11 protein-coding genes are annotated in these 20,205 nt (G+C 35.9%); 8 read left to right on the forward strand and 3 right to left on the reverse strand.

Annotated elements, in window-relative coordinates:
* The first annotated feature begins 160 nt into the window (after nucleotides 1-160).
* Nucleotides 161-2,746, forward strand: coding sequence for a family 78 glycoside hydrolase catalytic domain (locus HGP29_RS11635; RefSeq protein WP_168882578.1), 2,586 nt, complete (start codon nucleotides 161-163; stop codon nucleotides 2,744-2,746).
* A 39-nt stretch (nucleotides 2,747-2,785) separates the two neighbouring features.
* Nucleotides 2,786-4,432, forward strand: coding sequence for a sulfatase (locus HGP29_RS28725; RefSeq protein WP_211093274.1), 1,647 nt, complete (start codon nucleotides 2,786-2,788; stop codon nucleotides 4,430-4,432).
* Between the two features lie 65 nt (nucleotides 4,433-4,497).
* On the opposite strand, the gene HGP29_RS11645 is transcribed toward HGP29_RS28725, so the two are convergent.
* Nucleotides 4,498-5,382, reverse strand: a complete 885-nt coding sequence (locus tag HGP29_RS11645) for a catalase family peroxidase (RefSeq protein ID WP_168882579.1) — start codon at nucleotides 5,380-5,382, stop codon at nucleotides 4,498-4,500.
* 265 nt (nucleotides 5,383-5,647) lie between these two features.
* Between HGP29_RS11645 and HGP29_RS11650 the strand changes: the two genes are divergently transcribed.
* Nucleotides 5,648-6,481, forward strand: coding sequence for a Cof-type HAD-IIB family hydrolase (locus HGP29_RS11650; RefSeq protein WP_168882580.1), 834 nt, complete (start codon nucleotides 5,648-5,650; stop codon nucleotides 6,479-6,481).
* 69 nt (nucleotides 6,482-6,550) lie between these two features.
* On the opposite strand, the gene glsA is transcribed toward HGP29_RS11650, so the two are convergent.
* Together glsA and HGP29_RS11660 are read right to left on the reverse strand one after the other, a co-directional pair.
* The gene (glsA, locus tag HGP29_RS11655) at nucleotides 6,551-7,618 is read right to left on the reverse strand and encodes a glutaminase A (protein WP_235958292.1); all 1,068 of its coding nucleotides are present in this window, start codon (nucleotides 7,616-7,618) and stop codon (nucleotides 6,551-6,553) included.
* A gap of 267 nt (nucleotides 7,619-7,885) precedes the next feature.
* Nucleotides 7,886-8,680, reverse strand: coding sequence for a hypothetical protein (locus tag HGP29_RS11660; protein ID WP_168882582.1), 795 nt, complete (start codon nucleotides 8,678-8,680; stop codon nucleotides 7,886-7,888).
* 337 nt (nucleotides 8,681-9,017) lie between these two features.
* Here HGP29_RS11660 and HGP29_RS11665 point away from each other — a divergent pair, with 337 nt between their 5' ends.
* The 5 genes from HGP29_RS11665 (at nucleotide 9,018) to HGP29_RS11685 (ending at nucleotide 20,181) form a co-directional block, all read left to right on the forward strand.
* Complete coding sequence (locus HGP29_RS11665) at nucleotides 9,018-10,400, forward strand: TolC family protein (protein WP_168882583.1); 1,383 nt, start codon at nucleotides 9,018-9,020, stop codon at nucleotides 10,398-10,400.
* Between the two features lie 117 nt (nucleotides 10,401-10,517).
* Nucleotides 10,518-11,612, forward strand: a complete 1,095-nt coding sequence (locus tag HGP29_RS11670) for an efflux RND transporter periplasmic adaptor subunit (RefSeq protein WP_168882584.1) — start codon at nucleotides 10,518-10,520, stop codon at nucleotides 11,610-11,612.
* A gap of 82 nt (nucleotides 11,613-11,694) precedes the next feature.
* Nucleotides 11,695-14,853 carry an efflux RND transporter permease subunit gene (locus HGP29_RS11675; protein ID WP_168882585.1) on the forward strand — a complete coding sequence of 1,053 codons (3,159 nt, stop codon included), beginning with the start codon at nucleotides 11,695-11,697 and terminating at the stop codon, nucleotides 14,851-14,853.
* A gap of 111 nt (nucleotides 14,854-14,964) precedes the next feature.
* Entirely contained in the window at nucleotides 14,965-18,126 is a 3,162-nt protein-coding gene (locus tag HGP29_RS11680; protein WP_168882586.1) for an efflux RND transporter permease subunit, read from the forward strand.
* A 390-nt stretch (nucleotides 18,127-18,516) separates the two neighbouring features.
* On the forward strand, nucleotides 18,517-20,181 hold the full coding sequence (locus HGP29_RS11685; protein ID WP_211093275.1) for a hypothetical protein: 1,665 nt from the start codon (nucleotides 18,517-18,519) through the stop codon (nucleotides 20,179-20,181).
* Nucleotides 20,182-20,205 lie beyond the last annotated feature (24 nt).

Genomic DNA, 20,205 nt, shown 5'->3' on the forward strand with positions numbered 1-20,205 from the left:
TTACTTTTGTAATAAGCAATTACTTATTTTTTGAAATGAAATGATTGGAGCAAGGAGAACCTAATGTCTTCTTTGTGAAATAGATAAGAGTGCTTATAAGTAATGAAATGTGACTTCAAAAATCAATTCAATAGAAAACAGAGATTAATTAACTAACAAAATGATAGGAGCAAAGAAAATATCAGTAGCCTTGTTATGTGCATTGCCTTTTTTTAGTTGGGCACAAACATCGGACTTAGATAATGGTATTACCGGACATTGGGAAGAATCTTATGCCCCTCAAAAACAAGATTGGCAGGCCTATTGGATTTGGAACACTGATGATGGAAAAGAAGAAACAAAGCAACACAAAGTTTTGTTTAGAAAGTCTTTCCAACTTTCAGAAATACCTGCTGATGCTATATTGAAAATAACAGCGTCCTCTTTGTATAAGCTCTATATTAATGGTGAGTACATCAATAGAGGTCCAGCAAGGTCAGCTCCTCATCATCAATCATATGATGTGTTAGATATTAAATCAGCTTTACAAACCGGTAAAAATGTAATAGCGGTGGAAGCACATTACCAACAAGGAGAAAATGCATACCACTTGAAAGGTAGAGGTGGGTTTCTAGCAGAACTGTCTATCGGTGATCAATTGATTTCAACGGATAATACATGGAAAGTTGCAGTAGATAAAACTTGGAATAACGAGGCTCCAAGAATCAACCGTTTTCAGTTGGTGGTTACAGATCAGGTAGATTTGAGAAATAAAGAAGAAGGCTGGAATCAACTAGATTTTGATGATTCGAAATGGTCTTCTGCAGTGGGGTTACAAAGGAATTCTGGTTGGCCCTCTGCACAAAAGAATGCAAAACCAAGAGCAATCACAACCCCATGGACCAACTTAGAACAAAGACATATACCCTATCTTATTGAGCAAGATGTAAAAGCAACATCACTTATTGATGCCGAATATGTTGATAGCTATTTTACCTCTGAAGAAAAATGGGATAGAAAAGTGAAGCTGAAACGTTCTGTGCTTTCAAATATCAAAACCAAAAACTATCTAAAGGGTAAAGGTCCTTTGGTATTAGAAGTATCTGATCAACCTTATTTATTGGTTTTCGATTTTGGAACTTTGCTTAACGGTATGCCTAAATTCGACATCGAAGGAGAAGCAGGCACAAAGGTAGAAGTGGTAGGTATTCCTTATATGGTTGATGATCAGTTTACTTGCAAAGTAGTTGATTCTCGTTTAGTAGATGAGGTAATATTATCCGGAAAGAGAGAGCAATGGGAGGCCCAATATTTTAAACCTACTCGATATTTGGCGATGGTTATTCATCCTCAAAAAAATCCTGTAAAAATATATGATTTCTCTCTGCACCAAATTAAATATCCTTTTGCTACAGATGGAGATATCAGTTCAACAACTGCAGATTGGGTGAAAGCATATACTGAAGCTACAGAAGAAACAATAGATGTGTGTACTACCGACGGATATACTGACAATTATCGAGAACGTAGACAGTATGCTCAGACAGGGTATTATGGTGCAATGGGTAACTATTGGACATTCGGAGACTATGCATTACAAGCAGCAAAACTTGTTCAAGTAGCTCAAGAAGCAGAATCCAATGGACTATTTCCTGCTTATGGGCCATTACTGAATAATGATTTTATGGTGATCTTAGACTCCGATATTTTATGGGTCAGAAGTTTACATAACTATCTACTTTATTCAGGAGATCAGGAAACAGTAGAAATGTTGATTCCAGCAGCTCAAAAATTAATGAACCTGTTGGAAACGTATACCAATTCTGATGGTTTGATTGATAACCCTGCATACGCCTATTGGTTAGATCATGCCAAAAATGATAGAAGAGGTGCGAATCTAAACTTAAACGGCCATTATATTGGTGCACTTCAGGATTTTGCAGAAATTTTATCATGGATGGGTCAAGAAGGTGGTGAAAAATATATTCAACAGGCCAATAAGGCAAAACAGGCCATCCAAGACAAATTTTGGAACGAAAAGAAAGGATTATTTGCCGATGCTTTAATTGACGGACAACAATCCAATCAGTTTAGTGAGCATGCACAAGCAATGGTACTGACTTTTGGGATCGCAACAGATCAACAGGCGGAAAAGCTTATTCCACAACTACTAAAAAAGGATGAGTTGAATTATGTAAAAAGAGAAAACGGCATGTTTATGGTGACTCCGGCAATGTCTTATTTTTTACATAAAGGATTGGCGAATTATGGTTTTATCGATGAATCTTTTGAGCTATTCAGAAGAAGATTTGATGAAATGTTGGCTCCTGAAATGAACGGGACTTTATGGGAAGAATGGTGGAGAGATGCTTCAGGAAGATTTGGCAAAAAAGGTATGATTGGTAGAACAAGGTCTGATGCTCAAACAGAAAGTGCTTTTGCAACAGCTTTATTCGCAGAATATCTAGTGGGTATCCAACCAACAAAACCCGGTATGACGGAATTGGTATTGGCAAAAACGGAGGCCTCAATAGAAGATATCTCTGCTACAATTCCTACCCCACTAGGGATGCTGAAAATAAATTGGAAAGTGAAAGGAGGCGTAACCTCTTTAGAGGTGGAAGTGCCAAAAGGTACTACGATTAAGCTGGATCAAAAATCATTGGGTTCCCAAGTGGAAATCAATGGCAAAAAACAAGATAATAAAGAAAACTATGTTCTTTTGGAAGAAGGTAAATACCAAGTTTCGTCTTCAAAAGAGATGTAGAATTCAATAAAGAAAAATCACAAAGTAGAAAATATAATTATGAAGAAGTTATTCGTTACTCTTCTTTCAGTACTGGCCATAAATAGTTATTGCAGTGCTCAAAATACGCAAGACAAACCCAACGTATTGTTCATTATTGTGGATGATCTAAACGACTTTGAAGGTAAATTCGGAGGGCATCCACAAGCGAAGACACCAAATATTGATAAGTTGGCAGATTCTGGTGTTACCTTCAATAATGCACAAACCAATGTGCCTGTTTGTCAGCCTGCAAGAAATAGCCTATTTACAGGTGTCTACCCTCATGATTCTAGAGATTTTGGCTGGACACCCCGTAAGCAACAATATGTAGTAAAGAACAATAAAACGCTTTTTGAATTATTTAGAGAGAATGGATATGCGTTATATGGTTCAGGGAAACTATTGCATAAAAATGATAAAAAACTTTGGGATGAATGGGGTGTGCCTGAGCGTATTAATTATGGTCCACATGCTTATAATGGAGAAAAAATCATTCCTCACCCATCAGTACCAGAGCCGTTTAGAAGTATAAATATCGTAGATGGTTCGTTTGCGAGATTATCAGATGTACCTCAATTTGACAGTACGAAAACAACATTAAATCCGGGTTGGGGTTACCCGAAGAAAGAGTTCAGATATGTCAATGATGAAGACAGAGATCTTTTTCCGGATGAGCAGCATGCGAATTGGGCAGTAGAAAAAATAAAGGAATTAGAGAAGAGTGGATCAAATGAACCGTTCTTTATGGGTATTGGTTTTGTAAAGCCTCATACACCTTTGTATGCTCCTGATAAGTATTTTGATATGTTCCCTTTGGAAGACTTGAAATTACCGGTCATCAAAAAGGGAGATGCTGACGATAGCTTCTTTAAAGACAACTACCCGATGTCTCAAATGGGATTGAAATATTATAAGGCCTTGTGTGATTCTTATGAAGATGACGAGGAGGGTTTAAGAAAAGTGATTCAGGCCTACTTAGCTTGTATAGCCTTTATGGATGATCAAGTAGGTAAAGTGATGGATGCTTTAGATCAATCAAAATTTGCAGAAAATACGATAGTAGTTTTTACTGCCGATCATGGTTGGAACTTTGGAGAGAAGGACTACCTATATAAAAATTCACCTTGGGAAGAATCGGCAAGAATCCCAATGATTGTTCGTTATCCTAAATCACAAAAAACAGGTAGTGAGGTAGATCAGCCGGTTTCGTTAATTGATATTTATCCTACACTAAAAGATATGTGTCAATTAGAAGGAAGTACTAAATTAAACGATAATGCAGCAGCACTTGGCGGATATTCTTTTGCCCCTTTTATGACAGATAAAAATGCAACTTGGGAAGGACCTGAAGGTGCTCTTACAGTAATGGGAGTAGGTATTTCAGAGCCTATCGAAGGATTAGCAGTATCAACGAACCCTCAGGCTTTATGGCATATCAAAGTGCTAAAAGATCTTGGGCAAGAATTTATTTTACAGCAGACTTATTCGTACAGGACGAAAGATTTCAGATACATTCTCTACAAAGACGGGCAAGAAGAACTATATGACCACCGTAAGGATCCTTACGAATGGAAAAATGTAGAGGCAAAGAAATCTTATGCTAAGGTTAAGGCTGAACTGAAAAGACAAATGTTTGATATTATTGGGGTTAGTGCACCGCAATAAATAATGAAAAAGAGTTAGTGGTTAGATATAAATGTCTAATCACTAACTCTTAAAATCTATATATCCTATTGTCTATTTTCTTTTGAAATAGGATAAGTTTTATCTCTGATTTTGACCATTGGGTCAGCTGCTTCAATACCTTCTACAAGGTTGCCAGGTAAGAACATCAAGTTTTTATCTGTGGCTTCTTCGGTATTTACTTCATTAATTTTTAAGATCCCTAACTCTACAATTTCATTGTGATCGCTCCAAACCACTGTAGGGTTATCGATCACATCATTATCATTAGCCAATTGCAAAACGAGTCTCAAGTTGATTGTTTTGTTTGCGACCCTATCACTAATTTCATTCATTAGAAAATTATTAGCTAAAGCTTTTACTTGATCGTCCGGATAATATTCTTCTACCTCAGGTAGAACCTGGTATCTACCAAATCGAACAGCTCCATCTTTATTGATAAACTTAAATGCATTAACCCCATAGTAAGGTAATGTTGCAAAACTCTTTGGCATTGGTTTGTGAGCTGTAAGAAATGCCTTCGCAGTAGAGTGCTGTTCTAGATAATCGTTTAAGGTATCTCCGCCTTGCCCCAAAGCCATTAAAAGGTTTCTAAAATCTAAGGCTGTTGGTGAGGGAAAACCATTAAAAGAATGACAAACAATATCTGTACTTTCTTCGTTGGCTAGATGAAATTTTATACCTAAACCTTTGGGGTTAGACATCTCATCGTTATCTGGAATTGTTGGTACACCTGCAAAGTTAGAAAAACGTATCGTTACCGGACTAGATTTTTCTTGTAAGTGTATCGCCTTTGTAATGTTTTGAGCTGATGAACTCGGTTGAAAAGATCCTGTTAAAATAATGCCTTTTGCATGTACAGCCCTAGCTTTATGCTTTCCAAATACACCGTTTAATGATTGGACTAATTGAGAAGGTAAGTTATTTTCCATAATGTTTTAAGGGAATGATTGTGTGTGATATAAAAGATATTCTTATCCTTTTTTAACGGCATTCCCTATCAGCATTTATGTTATTATTAGCTTATTCTATACAAGGATCTTATCAATTTTTGCTTGTAGCAATACCTTTTTCTATTCAAAAGAGCCTCTATATAAGATTAATAACGAATTTTTGAATCTGTTAATAGTAGTTCTGAGAAAATAATCGTAATAATGCATGTTTTTATAAAAGCGGTTGTGAATTAACAAACTAAATATGTACTTAGGTTATAAAATGTTGGTCCTAGATATGGACGATACTCTCTTAAACGACGATCATATAATATCTGAGAGAAATAAAGAAATGCTCATGAAAGCACAGGAGGAAGGCATTAAAGTCGTATTGGCTTCAGGTAGACCTACTCCAGCGATGTTATCGTTTGCTAGAGAATTAGAATTAGATAGATTTGGCTCTTATATCATTTCCTACAATGGAGGGACATTGATCGATATGGCTGATGAAAGTGTTGTGTTCTCACAAAGTTTATCGGTAAATAATATCCATACATTGTATGATTTTGCCAATGAGAATAATGTAGATATCATTACTTATTCTGCAGATAGTATTATCAGTGAGTCGCACTCAAAATATATTCAAGTAGAATTGGATATTACTAAAATGAGTTTCGACCAAGTGACAGACTTCAAAGGTGCAGTAGACTTTGAACCAATCAAATGTATTATGTTAGAAGAGCCTTCAAAATTACAAGAGGTGAAACCTGTTTTGGAAAGTAAATTCCCAGAACTTAGTGTTTCTTTCTCCAAGCCGTTCTTCTTGGAAGTTACACAAACAGGAATTGATAAGGCAGCAACACTATCTAAATTAGCAGAAATTACAGGAATCAAGAGAGAAGAAATCATTGCCGTGGGTAATGCTGGAAACGACCTTTCTATGGTAGAATATGCTGGTTTAGGTGTTTGGGTTGACAATGTAACAGAAGAATTACGTCATAAAGCAGATGTTATTGTTGCCTCAAACAATGATGACGGAGTAGCGGAAGTCGTAGAGAAATACCTATTGAAGCAAGAAATGAGTTTAGAAGTACTCTAATAAAAAAGGAGTCAGGGATTAATCAAATATCCCTGACTCCTTTGTTTTTACATATATATTATTTCCTTTTTATTTAGGCTCAACTAAATAAGGATTAACACCTAACTTCTCGATAATATAATGGATAGCAAGTTTTGCTTTCACACTATTACCCGCTTCGTCTAATGGAGGAGCGATGGCAGCAATTCCGAATTTTCCCGGAACGACAGCAACAATACCTCCACCTACACCACTTTTGGCAGGGATACCTGTATAGAATAACCATTTACCTGCATCATCATATAAACCTGACGTTGCCATCACAGAAAGTGCATGTTGAGTAGCATCGGGTAAAATCACTACTTCATGAGATAAAGGGTTAGTACCACCATTTGCTAACGTAGATCCCATTACTGCTAAATCTTTTGCATTGACACTTACCGCACATTGTTTCGTGTAGATGTCTGTAGATTGTAGAGGATCAAAATACATTCTTCCATAAGAAAGTAATAACATAGAGATGGCCTGATTTCTCTTATTGTCATTCGCCTCACTATTGTAAACGTTCCAATCGATATCAAGGTCTCTTCCTGCAAAGGAGTTTAATGTATTTCTGATGTTATACCATTTTTGAACAGAGTCTCTACCTGCCATTAAGGAAGTAGTAGCAATAGCACCAGGGTTTACCAATGGATTAATTTTTTTTCCTTTTGAGCGCTCTATGGCTGTGATGGAATTAAAAACCTCGCCAGTAGGTTCAACGCCAACAGCATGAGCAATACTATCTGCTCCGATTTCGTCAATCACTTTTGCCATGATAAATGCTTTAGATACACTTTGGATGGAAACTTCATCGGTTACATCTCCGATAGAATACACTTTACCTTCTACAGTAACGATCACAATTCCGAAGAGATCTGACGGTACATTGGCTAATTCTTTTATGTAGTCGGCATTTTTACCTTCCTCTACATCTTTATATTTAATATATGCTTCATTTAAAACAGCTTCAATGTTTTTCCCCTTTAGCTTTTGTGCCTGTGAAGGAGACACAATAAAGAAAGTTGAAATAAAGAAAAATAACGGTATGTATTTAGTAACTAATTGCATATTTCTTTTGGGATAATTAAAAAGTGATGGATATACGATCCTTTTCATTAAAACGCTAGTATTCAGTACATCAGATTATATATTTCGATTGTAAATATATAAAATTCGGCTATTTAGAATTCAGACTCCAATGCAAGTGATTTTAGTATCAATATAAAAGCCCCTCTCCATATCATGAAGAGGGGCAGGTAGCTGTTTGTTAGTAGTAGTCCTTATTAAAAGGAAGGAATTTATGGTAACGAATCATCAAGCAGTACATCATTAAGCTGACTGAACAATTCATGTTGGTTTTAAATTAAGCTAAGTGTTAAAGGTTTATTGTACTCTTTCTGAAGTATGGAATGTAAATTCTTCACCATCGCTTTCGATTGTGATAGTCCCTTTATAATCTACATTAACTAAAGTGGCATCATAGTCTGTTCTCTCACCATGTTCAAACTGTCTCTTAAAATATCTTACTTGATTATCGTCTGTCATAGCAAGTATATCAATTACTTTTTCACCGTTATTATCATAGGCATTCACTTGTTCGTATATTCTTAGTTTGGCATCCAATGTTTCTTGTTGAGTATCATGTTTTGTATGACCTAACCATTGGTTGATAGCTTTTTGGTTGTTAGTGACTGCTTTTTTTCCGTAGTTATCCACTAACTGTTGTTCTTGAGCTTGTTGTCTACCTTTTAAAGCACTAACACTAGCCGTATATTTTTGATTATTTGTCGCCAATTGTGCATAATCACTGTTTTTACTATGATCTAACGAAGGTACTTTATTACCATAAACTTGATCAGGAGTTGCAGCTTTTTGCGGAGCGACTACTTTTTGTTGTTCAGGAACCGGATAATCATTGGTTTCTTTGGTGGGTTGCTGTGCAACATTAGTATTTTTTTGATCGGTATTTTTGGTTTCCGTTGTACTTGCTACATGGTGTGTAGTAACAAAGTTCTTAGTACTATCTTTTTCAGAATTAGTATTGTTTTGATTCTTGTTATGATTAATGACTTGATGAGTATTTTTTGGAACTATCGGAGTAGGTTCATTATCATGTGAACAAGCAAACATTGTAGAAGCGATAACTAACGTAGCGATAGTAGTAGATAAATTTTTCATGATTGAAATATGTTTTGTAATTAAGAATGATAATTAGTCTAACGCCGATACTGATATCTAGATGTGTGTTTTTACAGTGCTTGACATTGGAGGGAAGAATGGTCATTAAATGGGAAAAATTGTTAACCAAATGGAGGTGTTTTCTTAAAATTATTTAAAAATAGCTGTAGAATATCATTATTTATAGAGAGCCTTCTAACACCTTTTAAGAATTGATTCTATCAGCATCCGATTTATTAATATCAAGATCTGACTTTGGAAGGGGGCTTTTCATGAAAATATGAAACGATGTTTCTAAAAGTGCGTTTGTGAAATCAAAATCTATTCAACGCGCATCATGAAAAATTATTTACTTCTGATCATTGGCATTTTAATGTCATCTCAAATATTCGCTCAATCTACTTTAGATTCTATTCCAGAAGAATGGTCTTCACCATTAGATAGTATTCAGACAGTAGAAGAAATAACAGGATGGTACAAGACATTTAACGATCCTATACTTAATGAGCTCATTCAAAAGACAGCTGAAAACAACCTTAATGTGGCTCAAGCAGTCAACCGAATTGAAAAAGGAAGAATTATGCATCAACAAAGTCAAGCAGGATATTTTCCTAGTATTGGCGTAGATGTATCGACAACATATAGTAACAACAACAGATTGGATGCTTTAACTCCAGATGATGTAGAAGACCAAGGCGATTGGTATTACAATGCAGGAGTTTCTATGAATTGGGAAATTGATGTTTTCGGAAGAATTCGAAAAGGGGCTAAGGCAGCAAAGTATTCCTACGAACAAGCTCAAGAAGATAAAAACGCTGTAATGGTAAGTATTTTATCAGAGGTGTCTACCGCTTACTTAAACCTTAGAATTTATCAGAACCAAATTCGAGTAGCTGAACAAAACGTCTTTTCTCAACAGAGAGCTTTAGATTTAGCTAGAGATCAATACCAATCAGGTACAAAGTCAAAACTTGCCGTTTTACAGTCTGAAGGAATTTTATTCCAAACGCAGTCAACGATAAAGACTTTAGAAGCAAGAGTCGTTTCTCAAATCAATATGATTCAAGTGTTGATGGGTGACCTACCTCAGGGGTTAAAGTCAGCATTAAGTCAGTATGCGCCACTTCCTGATATTCCACAGGAGTTGCAAACACTTTTACCCGCTCAAGTGATTCGTCAACGTCCAGATGTTCGTTCTGCAGAAAAAAACATGATGAAACTTTCAGCGACTGTAGATATGGCTACCGCTCAACAATTACCTGTTATTGCCATTCAAGGTAAGGTAGGTTTTGTTTCCAAAGAACCGGATGAGTGGTTTACTTCTGAATCGCTGAGTTATTTTATTGGGCCGAAATTGACATGGAATGTATTCTCAGGTTTCTATCAGAAAAGAGAGAAGCAGATTTCTAAAATAGAATGGCAAAATGCTCAAATCAAATATCAAAATACAGTATTAACGGCATTCAAAGAGGTAGAAAATAGCCTAATGAATATCAAACAGTTAAAAGAATCTGCGAATTGGATGGAACAATCTGTTTCTGCTACTTCAGAGGCGTTAGACATCTCATTGAACCAATACCAAGAAGGTCTAATTGATTATACACCTGTCTTGAATTCCCAACAAAACCTCCTAATGGTACAGAATCAGGATGTTGAGATTAAAGGAGATTTACTGATCCAAATCGTTAAGTTGTACCAATCTCTAGGAGGAAATCTATAAGAATATGATCGGAAACTATCATGATGTGACTTTAGAAATTAATATTAGTAACATCGTGATAGTTACATCGTTACAGAATATATACACTACAAATACTGAAAAAATTTATTCTCAATAATGAAAAAAATTCTCTCACTTATATTGATGGGCGCTGTTTTCACTTCATGTTACAAGAAGCCCGACTTATACCAGGCACCCAAGGTTCCTACGGTAAAAGTAAGTCATCCACACAAAGAAGAAATTGAACTTTATGATACGTATACAGGGTATACTGAAGCTTTAGGTAAAGTAACGATCGTTCCGAGGGTAACAGGAACATTAGAACGTCGTTATTTCGAACCCGGTGAAAAAGTTCGTAAAGGACAAGTATTGTTTACGCTGGAAAAAGAGCCTTACTTATCTCAGTTAAACCAAGCGAAAGCCAAAGTGGAAAGAGCAAAGGCAGACCTTGAAATGAAAAAAGTAACTTACCAATCGTATGCAAAATTAGTCAATACAAGTGCTGTTTCTGAGTTAAAATACTTACAATCGAAAGCAAATGTAGATGAGGCGGAAGCTGGTTTACTAAATGCTATTGCTGATTTGGAAGCACAGAAGAACACTTATAGTTATACTAAAATCAAAGCTCCTATTTCAGGTACAATTTCCAACTACTATGTAGATAACGGGAACGTAGTAAAAGCAGAGTCTTCTACAGAGTTAGCGTATATCGTGAACAGCTCAAAGATGAACATTTTCTTTACAGTGCCTGCGACAAAATATTATGAATTACAAAAATTACATGAGTCGCTAGATGGTATGTCAGTTGATGTACTTGCAGATGATAATGAAACGTTATTAGCGGAAGGTAAGGTTATCTACCATGACCCTAATGTTGATTTGAAATCGGGTTCGATTACTTTAAAGGCTCAGGTAGAAAATAAAGACGCTGTTTTGATTGACGGTACTTATGTTCGTATCAAATTGATCAAAAGAGAACATGAAAATGCAATGTTGATTCCTCAAGTGGCCATTGAAAGAGACCAAGTAGGACCATATGTATATACTGTAGAAAGTGATACTGTACGTCAGCATAGAGTAAAATTAGGTGAAGAAATTGGCGATCAGATTATTGTAAAATCTGGTGTTAAAGAATCGGACGACCTCATTGTATCAGGTATTCAGAGAGCAAGAGATGGGATTAAAGTAAACCCTGTCACTGCTTCAAAATAATAACTCATAAAAGAGAGTGTAGTTGAAAAAGACTACACTCTTATTTCAACCTACACATTCACACTATCAATCCTATTCAAAGATGCTTTCTCGGTTTTTTATTCGTCGACCAATATTTGCCGCTGTATTAGCGATTGCAATATTGATTATCGGTGGTCTGTCGATTGTAGAGCTGCCGATTGCACAGTATCCTCAAATTACCCCTCCAACAGTAGTTGTAAAAGGGTTATATCCAGGAGCTGATGCAACAACCATCGCCCAAACAGTGGGTGCTCCTCTAGAAGAAGCTATTAATGGCGTAGAGGGCATGATCTACATGTCATCTACAAGTAATAATGATGGTACTTACAGCTTAACCATTACTTTTGAGGTGGGTACAGATGTAAATATCGCCACTGTACTTGTAGAGAATAAAGTATCACAAGCCCTTCCTATGTTACCGTCGATTGTACAGCAATTGGGGGTGACCACAGAGAAGAAATCAACCAATATGGTTATTCTTGCCAGCTTATATGCTGATGAGGGGTCAGGAATGGATTCCACTTTCTTAGTGAATTATGCTGATGCATATATTGCTGATGAGCTGCGAAGAATTGAAGGTGTGGGTGATGTATCCATCTTCGGTGTTGGAGATTATAGTATCCGTATCTGGCTTAATCCTAAAGCACTAGAAGATCATCATTTATCTGCTACAGATGTAATGAATGCAGTGAAGAACCAAAATGTAGAAACAGCTGCAGGACATGTTGGACAGTCTCCAGAAGTGTCCAAACAAATCAACACTTTTGCTATAAACTTATACCCAGGCCGTTTAAAAACGGTAGAAGATTTTGAAAATATCATCGTACATACCAATTCAGATGGAGGAAGTGTCTTCTTAAAAGACGTTGCCCGAGTTGAATTAGGAGCACAACAGTATACCATGTCATTTAAAAGTACAGGTATGCCAGCTGGTGGTATTGGTGTTTATCAGTTGCCTGATGCCAATGCATTAGATGTGGCCGATGCACTTATTGAAAAACTAAATAGTCTAGAAGAAAAATTCCCAGAAGGATTACATTATAAAATTAACCTAGATACAACCACTTTCGTTAGAGCTTCAATCCATGAAGTAGTAGAAACATTGGTGATTGCAGTGATTCTGGTATTTGTTGTCATGTACATGTTCTTACAAAGTTGGAGAGCGACAATTATACCTTCTGTAACGATTCCTGTGGCATTGATTGGTGCTTTTGCAGCCATGTTAGCTTTCGGATTCTCCATCAATCTATTAACGTTATTCGGTATTGTGTTAGCCATTGGTATTGTAGTAGATGATGCCATTGTGGTAGTAGAAAACACCTCAAGGTACTTGGAGCAGGGGATGTCCTCTAAAGATGCAGCGATCGAGGCTATGAAAGAGGTAACAGGTCCTATCATTGCAACAACATTGGTATTGATGTCGGTATTTATTCCAGCTGCAATGATGTCTGGCATTACCGGAGCACTGTATGAACAATTTGCTTTAACAATTGCCTTTTCAACCTTCTTTAGTGCTTTAAACGCACTTACTTTAACACCTGCACTTTGTGCATTAATTCTTAGAAAAGAAGAGCCAAGTAATTTTATCGTAATGAGATATTTCAATAAAGGATATGATTACTTGGTCCATAAATATGAAAAAGGAGTAGTTTTCGCGATTCGTAAGTTTGTGATGTTCTTAATTATTTATGTAGCAATCACAGTACTTTCAGTGGGTGGTTACGGAATTTTACCAGCTACATTTATACCTAATGAAGACCAAGGGTATATGTTGGTATCCGCTCAGCTTCCTGATGCTTCTTCTTTGAATAGAACATCAGAAGTTTCAACAAAACTTGATAGTGTTTTTACACATGTTGAAGGCGTTGATAATTGGGTATCAATTATTGGTTACTCAGTAATTGATGGGGCCACAGCATCCAATCAGATCACTGTCTTTGTAAGATTAAAAGATTGGGATGAAAGATTAGAAAACGGAAGAGACCTTTTAACCATTCTAAATGATATCAACGAACATGCCTATGCGATAGATGATGCAGTAATATTTTCTTTTATTCCTCCTGCAATTAATGGTTTGGGAGCATCTGGAGGTATTCAATTAGTACTTCAGGATAAAAAAGGAGATCAGTTTGGTAAGCTACAGTCTGTCGGAGCCAAGTTTTCACAAAAGGCACAGGAAAGCGATACCTTCAAAGGAATTAACTCTACATTCAGAGCCAATATCCCCAATGTGAAAATCTTTATCGATGCCGAAAAGGCCATGATGTATCAGATTCCTCTCAATGAAATTTACGCTTCATTAAACTCAATTACAGGTGTTTCTTATGTCAATGATTTTTCTAAATGGGGTAGAACATACCAAGTGAATGTTCAAGGTGAAATGGAATACCGTAAGGTAGTAGACGATATCTATAAGATTAAAGTGAAAAACAAAAAAGGAGATTTGGTATCACTTGATAATATCGTTCAAACTCATTACTCATTTGCTCCCCAAGTAGTTACGAGATACAATATGTTTAATGCCAGTAATTTGATTGCTCAAGTAAGCCCGATACATAGTTCTGGTGATGGTATTGAGGAAATGAACAAATGGGTAAAAGAAGAATTAGACATCACCATGGATGCAGAATGGACCAATATGGCTTACCAAGAAATCAAAGCCGGATCGAATGTAGTATTCATCTTTGTAATGGCAATTCTGTTAGTATACCTTGTTCTGGCAGCACAATATGAATCTTGGTTAGATCCTTTTGCAGTAATTCTTGCCGTACCAATAGCCTTATTTGGAGCTGTATTATTTGTAGCTTATAAAGGGCAAATGAATAGCGTTTACATGCAAATTGGTGTTGTTTTATTGGTGGCATTATCTTCAAAAAACGCCATTCTTATTGTCGAGTTTGCCAGAGAGAACCTGTCTAAAGGAATGTCGCTAAAAGAGGCCATTATTCATGCTTCAGTACTTCGTTTTAGACCTATCTTAATGACTTCCTTTGCTTTTATTCTTGGTGTATATCCATTAGTAATTGCAACCGGAGCTGGCGCCAATGCAAGACATGGTCTTGGTTCTACAGTATTCGGAGGGATGCTTTCATCCACCTTATTATCCATCTTCTTTACACCAGTTATCTATTATGCTTTGCATTATGTATTTAACAGGAAGAAACACAAAAGTAACGAAGATACAAATAATGTTAAACAAATAGAACAAGATAATAAATAACAGCGTTTCTTATAGTGTATTCATCTTATGAACACACTCTCAATTCGCTAATATTCAGTAGGTAGTTTACTATTTTCTGATTTATATACACACTATTCATACACACTTAAAATGATCTCAAAATTTTTCATCAACCGCCCGATATTCGCAGCAGTATTGGCTATAATTATCGTACTCACCGGTAGTATAGCACTGTTTGAACTGCCGATCGCAGAATACCCGAATATCACACCACCAACTGTAAGTGTTACTGCTTCTTACCCTGGTGCTAGTGCAGAAGTTATTGCAGAAACAGTAGGAGCCCCTATTGAACAGTCTGTCAATGGCGTAGAAAATATGTTATACATGAGTTCTACTTCCAATAATGATGGTACTTATTCTTTAACCGTGACCTTTGAAGTAGGTACTGATTTGGATATTGCTACAGTATTGGTTCAGAATAAAGTAGCTCAGGCCTTACCAAAGATTCCAGATATCGTTCAAAAGTTAGGTGTTGTGACAGATAAATCTTCTTCTGGAGTGTCTGTACAAGCAGCCAATCTAGTAATGATTGCCGCAATACAATCGGATGATGACATTGTAGATTCTTTATTCTTAAGTAACTATGCTAAAGTATATATCGCTGATGAATTGAAAAGAATTCCTGGTGTAAGTAACGTGAGTATTTATGGTGTGAATGACTACAGTATCCGAGTGTGGATGGACCCTTCGAAATTAAAAGATAGAGGTTTATCTACAGATGATGTGAAAAATGCTATTTTATCACAAAACGTTCAGGTAGCGGCAGGACAGTTGGGTCAGACTCCTTCTGCAAGTAATCAAAAAAATCAATATGCTTTAATTGTTTCACCTGGCCGTTTGTCAGATGTAGAACAATTTGAAAATATCATTATCCGAGCGGATGAAAAAGGTAGATCTATTCATCTAAAAGATGTAGCCAATATTTCTTTAGGTAGTAAGGATTATACCATGTTTTTCCACCTAAACGGAAAACAAGCAGCAGGTATAGCGATCTATCAATTGCCATCAGCCAATGCACTGGAAATACAAAAGCAGGTAACGGAAAGATTAACAGAATTAAGTAAGAAATTCCCAGAAGGGATGTCATATACAGTACCTTTAGATACCACAAAATATGTAAAAGTATCTATCGATGAAGTAATTGAAACATTGGTGATTGCCATTATTTTGGTATTTATCGTGATGTACATGTTCTTGCAAAGTTGGAGAGCTACTTTAATTCCTGCAATCACAATTCCTGTCGCCTTGATTGGTACCTTCGCAGTAATGAGTGTGCTAGGTTTCTCCATCAATATTCTTACGTTGTTTGGATTAGTATTGGCCATTGGTATCGTAGTAGATGACGCTATTGTAGTAGTAGAAAATACCTCTAGACACTTGGAAGAGGGGATGAATCGAAAAGAGGCAGCCATCCAGGCCATGAAAGAGGTAACAGGGCCTATTATCGCGACAACATTAGTATTAATGTCGGTGTTTATGCCTGCGGCTTCAATGAGTGGAATTACAGGGCAACTTTATAAACAATTCGCCTTAACAATTGCAGTGTCAACCTTGTTCTCCGCTTTCAACGCTTTAACCTTAAGTCCATCTTTATGTGCATTAATCTTAAAACCTAATGAAGAGAAAAAGCAAAGTTTTATCTTTAGATGGTTCAATAAAGGATACGACTATGTTTATGGTGGATATTCAAAAATCTTATTATTCTCAGTAAGAAAATACGGTCTTTCATTGTTAGTCTTTTTAGGTGTTGCTGCCTTTGGTTTGGTAGATTTCAATATGTTACCGACATCATTTATCCCTCAAGAAGATCAAGGGTATGTGATGACATCAGTAGAACTGCCAAAATCGGCGTCAATGAACCGTACAGCAGAGGTCAACAAACAATTGGATAAAATTTACGGTAATACTCCAGGTGTTGCTTCATGGATGACAGTGGATGGTTTCTCTATTATGGACGGAACAACAGCACCAAACAGAGCGACAGTCTTTGTGATTTTTGAACCATGGGACGAACGTATCGATGAAGGGTTGGATATCGACCACATCATGCAAGACCTATCAAAAAGATATGAGGAAGTATTTGATGCAAAAGTTACTTCTTTTGTTCCCCCAGCAATTAGTGGTCTTGGTAATACTGGTGGCTTCCAAATGGTGATCATGGACAAATCAGGAGCGGAGTATGCGAACTTACAGAAAGTAGCAAAAGGATTTGTTAGCGCAGGACAGCAACAGCCTTCACTTACAGGCGTTGGTACAACCTTCGACGCTAAGATTCCACAACTTCGTTTGGATGTCAAAAAAGAAAAAACAGAGATGATGGGCGTATCATTGAATACAATTTATGATGCTTTGAACGCCTTTACAGGACAACAATATATTGATGATTTCACAAGATGGAACAGAACCTACCAAGTGAACATCGAATCAAAAGCAGAATACAGAAACAAGGTAGATGACCTTTGGAATATGTATGTGAAATCTGATAAAGGAGAGATGATATCTATCGGTACGCTTGTAGATATTTCTTACGAAGAAGCCCCTGAGATGGTGACGAGATACAACCTTTATAATGCAGCATACATCAATGGAGATGCAAAGTCTGGTTTTAGTTCTGGTGATGCCATTACAACGATGGATCAACTATCTCAGAAGCAACTAGACGAAGGTATGGTGGCAGAGTGGACAGGCCTAGCCTTCCAACAAATTCAGTCGAATGGTAGTGTCATCTTCGTCTTCCTTTTGGCAGTAGTCTTTGTATACCTTGTATTAGCAGCACAATACGAGTCTTGGTTAGATCCTCTGGGTGTAATTCTTGCCGTTCCATTAGCTTTATTTGGAGCAGTAGTAGCCGTCCAACTAAGAGGTTTAACAAACGATGTCTATATGCAAATTGGTATTGTATTACTAGTGGCACTTGCCTCTAAAAATGCCATTCTAATTATTGAATTTGCAAGAGACAATATCGCAGAAGGTGAGAAACTATTTGATGCCATTATAGATGCAGCCAAAGTACGTTTCCGTCCTATCTTAATGACATCATTTGCCTTTATTCTTGGTGTTTACCCATTGGTAATTGCTTCAGGAGCGGGTGCAAATTCAAGACATTCATTAGGAACAACAGTATTTGGAGGTATGTTGGCAGCCACATTCTTAGCCATCATTTTTGTTCCTTCCAATTACTATATCCTACATAAATATTTAGGAAAAAAAGAAACTGAAAAGTTAGAAGAAAATAAAGAAAAATCAGAATAGATTTTTGAGTAGTGTAGAATAGTAAAAGTCATCCTCACCTTTGGAGAGGATGACTTTTTTTGTGGTAGAAAAACCTGACCTTTAAAAGTTGCTGCTAACCTTTACTTAAACAATATGTATTCAAAAAAATCATCTATTTTATCTTATTGTTACTGTATATTATTCATTTGTCATAATATTGATTTATAGATAATTAATGTTGATAGATTGTTGTTATAAGCATTTTTTAGGATTGAATTTTTTAATTATTTGAGTAGAAATATATCCAAAGATTAAGATTTTTTACTTCAATGATGAGCTGCGTTTTCTAAGGATATAAGCTACTCTTTTTCATTAGAAAATTATAATTAAATTATGTATTACAACAGACAAATTCTAAATGTTTGCTTCTTGCTAACTCTACTTATAGCCTCTTGTTCAACAGAGAAAAAAGAAGAAGATTTACCAGCCCCTACAACAATAATTTCAACAGATATGCTTCCAACATTAACATTGGAAGAATCGGATTTTTTAAGAGGGACTACCTCTTTTGAAGTCGAGGTGACCAATGAAAACATCGACTTAGTAAGTGTAGAAGAAATACAGCTTTTATTGGAAGGAAAAGACTTAGATTTTGATGTGAGTAATGAAAACAACAAATGGCTGTTTACTTTTAATTCCCTACAATTAGAAGATGGTATGCATGAGCTTACTTTTAGTGCTTCATTATCGAGTGAGTTTGAGTTACCTGAGAATGAAGTGTTAATTCAGCATACTGTAGAAGTAGATAACTACCTTCCGACAATTACGGTACAACAAGGTTATATTGGAGGCTACTTTTATGAAGATATTCAAGATAACCAATATTATTCTTCTGTAAATAGAAGAAACAACCATGAGAAAAGTATTTTTATCATCGATAAAGAAGGAACAAAAATATCTGAAGTATACGATCTTAACTTCAGTGAAGGGAACATAGACATTGCTATCCCTGAAACAACACGAGATAGAGATTTCTTTTTAGTAGACTTCTTTACATACGACCATTATTTTAAGACAGATCATCATGCCTTTGATGATTTGGATCAAGAATCAATGATTACTTACGGCGAATTAACATACACAGCAATCAACTCTATCAGTGAAACATCTCCAAAATATGAGCATATAGAAAACGAAATAGTAGAAAATGAGACTAAGGAAGTAACAATAGCTTATCCTACTGATGACAATATTTCTATTACTCTTAAGCTCATCAATGAGAATGAAGAAAACATTACTGAAACTATTGAAAATGGAATGCGTTATGTTACTATCAAAACAGAATATTCTTCTTTAGGAGATAATTATCGAGAAACAAACTGTTTGATGGTGTCTGAAGATGAAACAAACAATCACGCAATTGTTATTCTGAATTTATTGAATGATGGGGATACATTAACTGTATCTAAAAATGATTTAAAAGATGATGTAGAAACATTCAATGTAAGTAATGAAGAAAACTTTAGACAAGTTGTCCTTTCAGATGACTTAAATTTTATCGGCAATGGATTTTATTCTTTTGATATTCTAGAAGACAATATCATGGAAAGAACATATTTCAGAAATGTAATTAACAGAAATGTTGAGGTGAAATATTTCTCTCTAAAGAGAAAGATCGAAAACCGTTTCTTATATGCGTTTACCAATCATGTAAGTTCTGCATCAGAGTTTAATAGCATTCAAGAATTTACAGAAAACGATATTCAAGTCACATTAGAAAATGATCTCTTGACTATAAAAACAGACCTCCAAATAGCTAGTGATGTAGAAGTAAATGGATTAATATATTATGATGAAATTTTCGTTGGTGAACATGAATTTAGATTCAAACAAAAGTTTGTGTCTCCATTTAATACATCAATTGCTTTTGACATCAAAACACTAAATAGTATTGATCACATTAAGACACTTCATAATAGTAATTATGCTAATGTAGATGACTTTACACAATCGGCTGTAGGAGGACAGATATCTAACGATTTACTGTATTATGATGATGGTCGAATCTTGATTTCGAAATCAATAGAATTATAATTTGAATTAATAAATAGTATTTGA

Origin of the sequence: Flammeovirga agarivorans, from assembly GCF_012641475.1 — a bacterium.
Taxonomy (GTDB): Bacteria; Bacteroidota; Bacteroidia; order Cytophagales; family Flammeovirgaceae; genus Flammeovirga; species Flammeovirga agarivorans.

What these genes read in the sequence shown, in the direction of transcription:
- HGP29_RS11650 (WP_168882580.1), top strand. Translation starts at nt 5,648, where the DNA reads ATGTACTTAGGTTATAAAATGTTGGTCCTAGATATGGACGATACTCTC.
- HGP29_RS11645 (WP_168882579.1), bottom strand. Translation starts at nt 5,382, where the DNA reads ATGGAAAATAACTTACCTTCTCAATTAGTCCAATCATTAAACGGTGTA.
- HGP29_RS11680 (WP_168882586.1), top strand. Translation starts at nt 14,965, where the DNA reads ATGATCTCAAAATTTTTCATCAACCGCCCGATATTCGCAGCAGTATTG.
- HGP29_RS11675 (WP_168882585.1), top strand. Translation starts at nt 11,695, where the DNA reads ATGCTTTCTCGGTTTTTTATTCGTCGACCAATATTTGCCGCTGTATTA.
- HGP29_RS11660 (WP_168882582.1), bottom strand. Translation starts at nt 8,680, where the DNA reads ATGAAAAATTTATCTACTACTATCGCTACGTTAGTTATCGCTTCTACA.
- HGP29_RS11635 (WP_168882578.1), top strand. Translation starts at nt 161, where the DNA reads ATGATAGGAGCAAAGAAAATATCAGTAGCCTTGTTATGTGCATTGCCT.
- HGP29_RS28725 (WP_211093274.1), top strand. Translation starts at nt 2,786, where the DNA reads ATGAAGAAGTTATTCGTTACTCTTCTTTCAGTACTGGCCATAAATAGT.
- HGP29_RS11665 (WP_168882583.1), top strand. Translation starts at nt 9,018, where the DNA reads ATGAAAAATTATTTACTTCTGATCATTGGCATTTTAATGTCATCTCAA.
- glsA (WP_235958292.1), bottom strand. Translation starts at nt 7,618, where the DNA reads ATGAAAAGGATCGTATATCCATCACTTTTTAATTATCCCAAAAGAAAT.
- HGP29_RS11670 (WP_168882584.1), top strand. Translation starts at nt 10,518, where the DNA reads ATGAAAAAAATTCTCTCACTTATATTGATGGGCGCTGTTTTCACTTCA.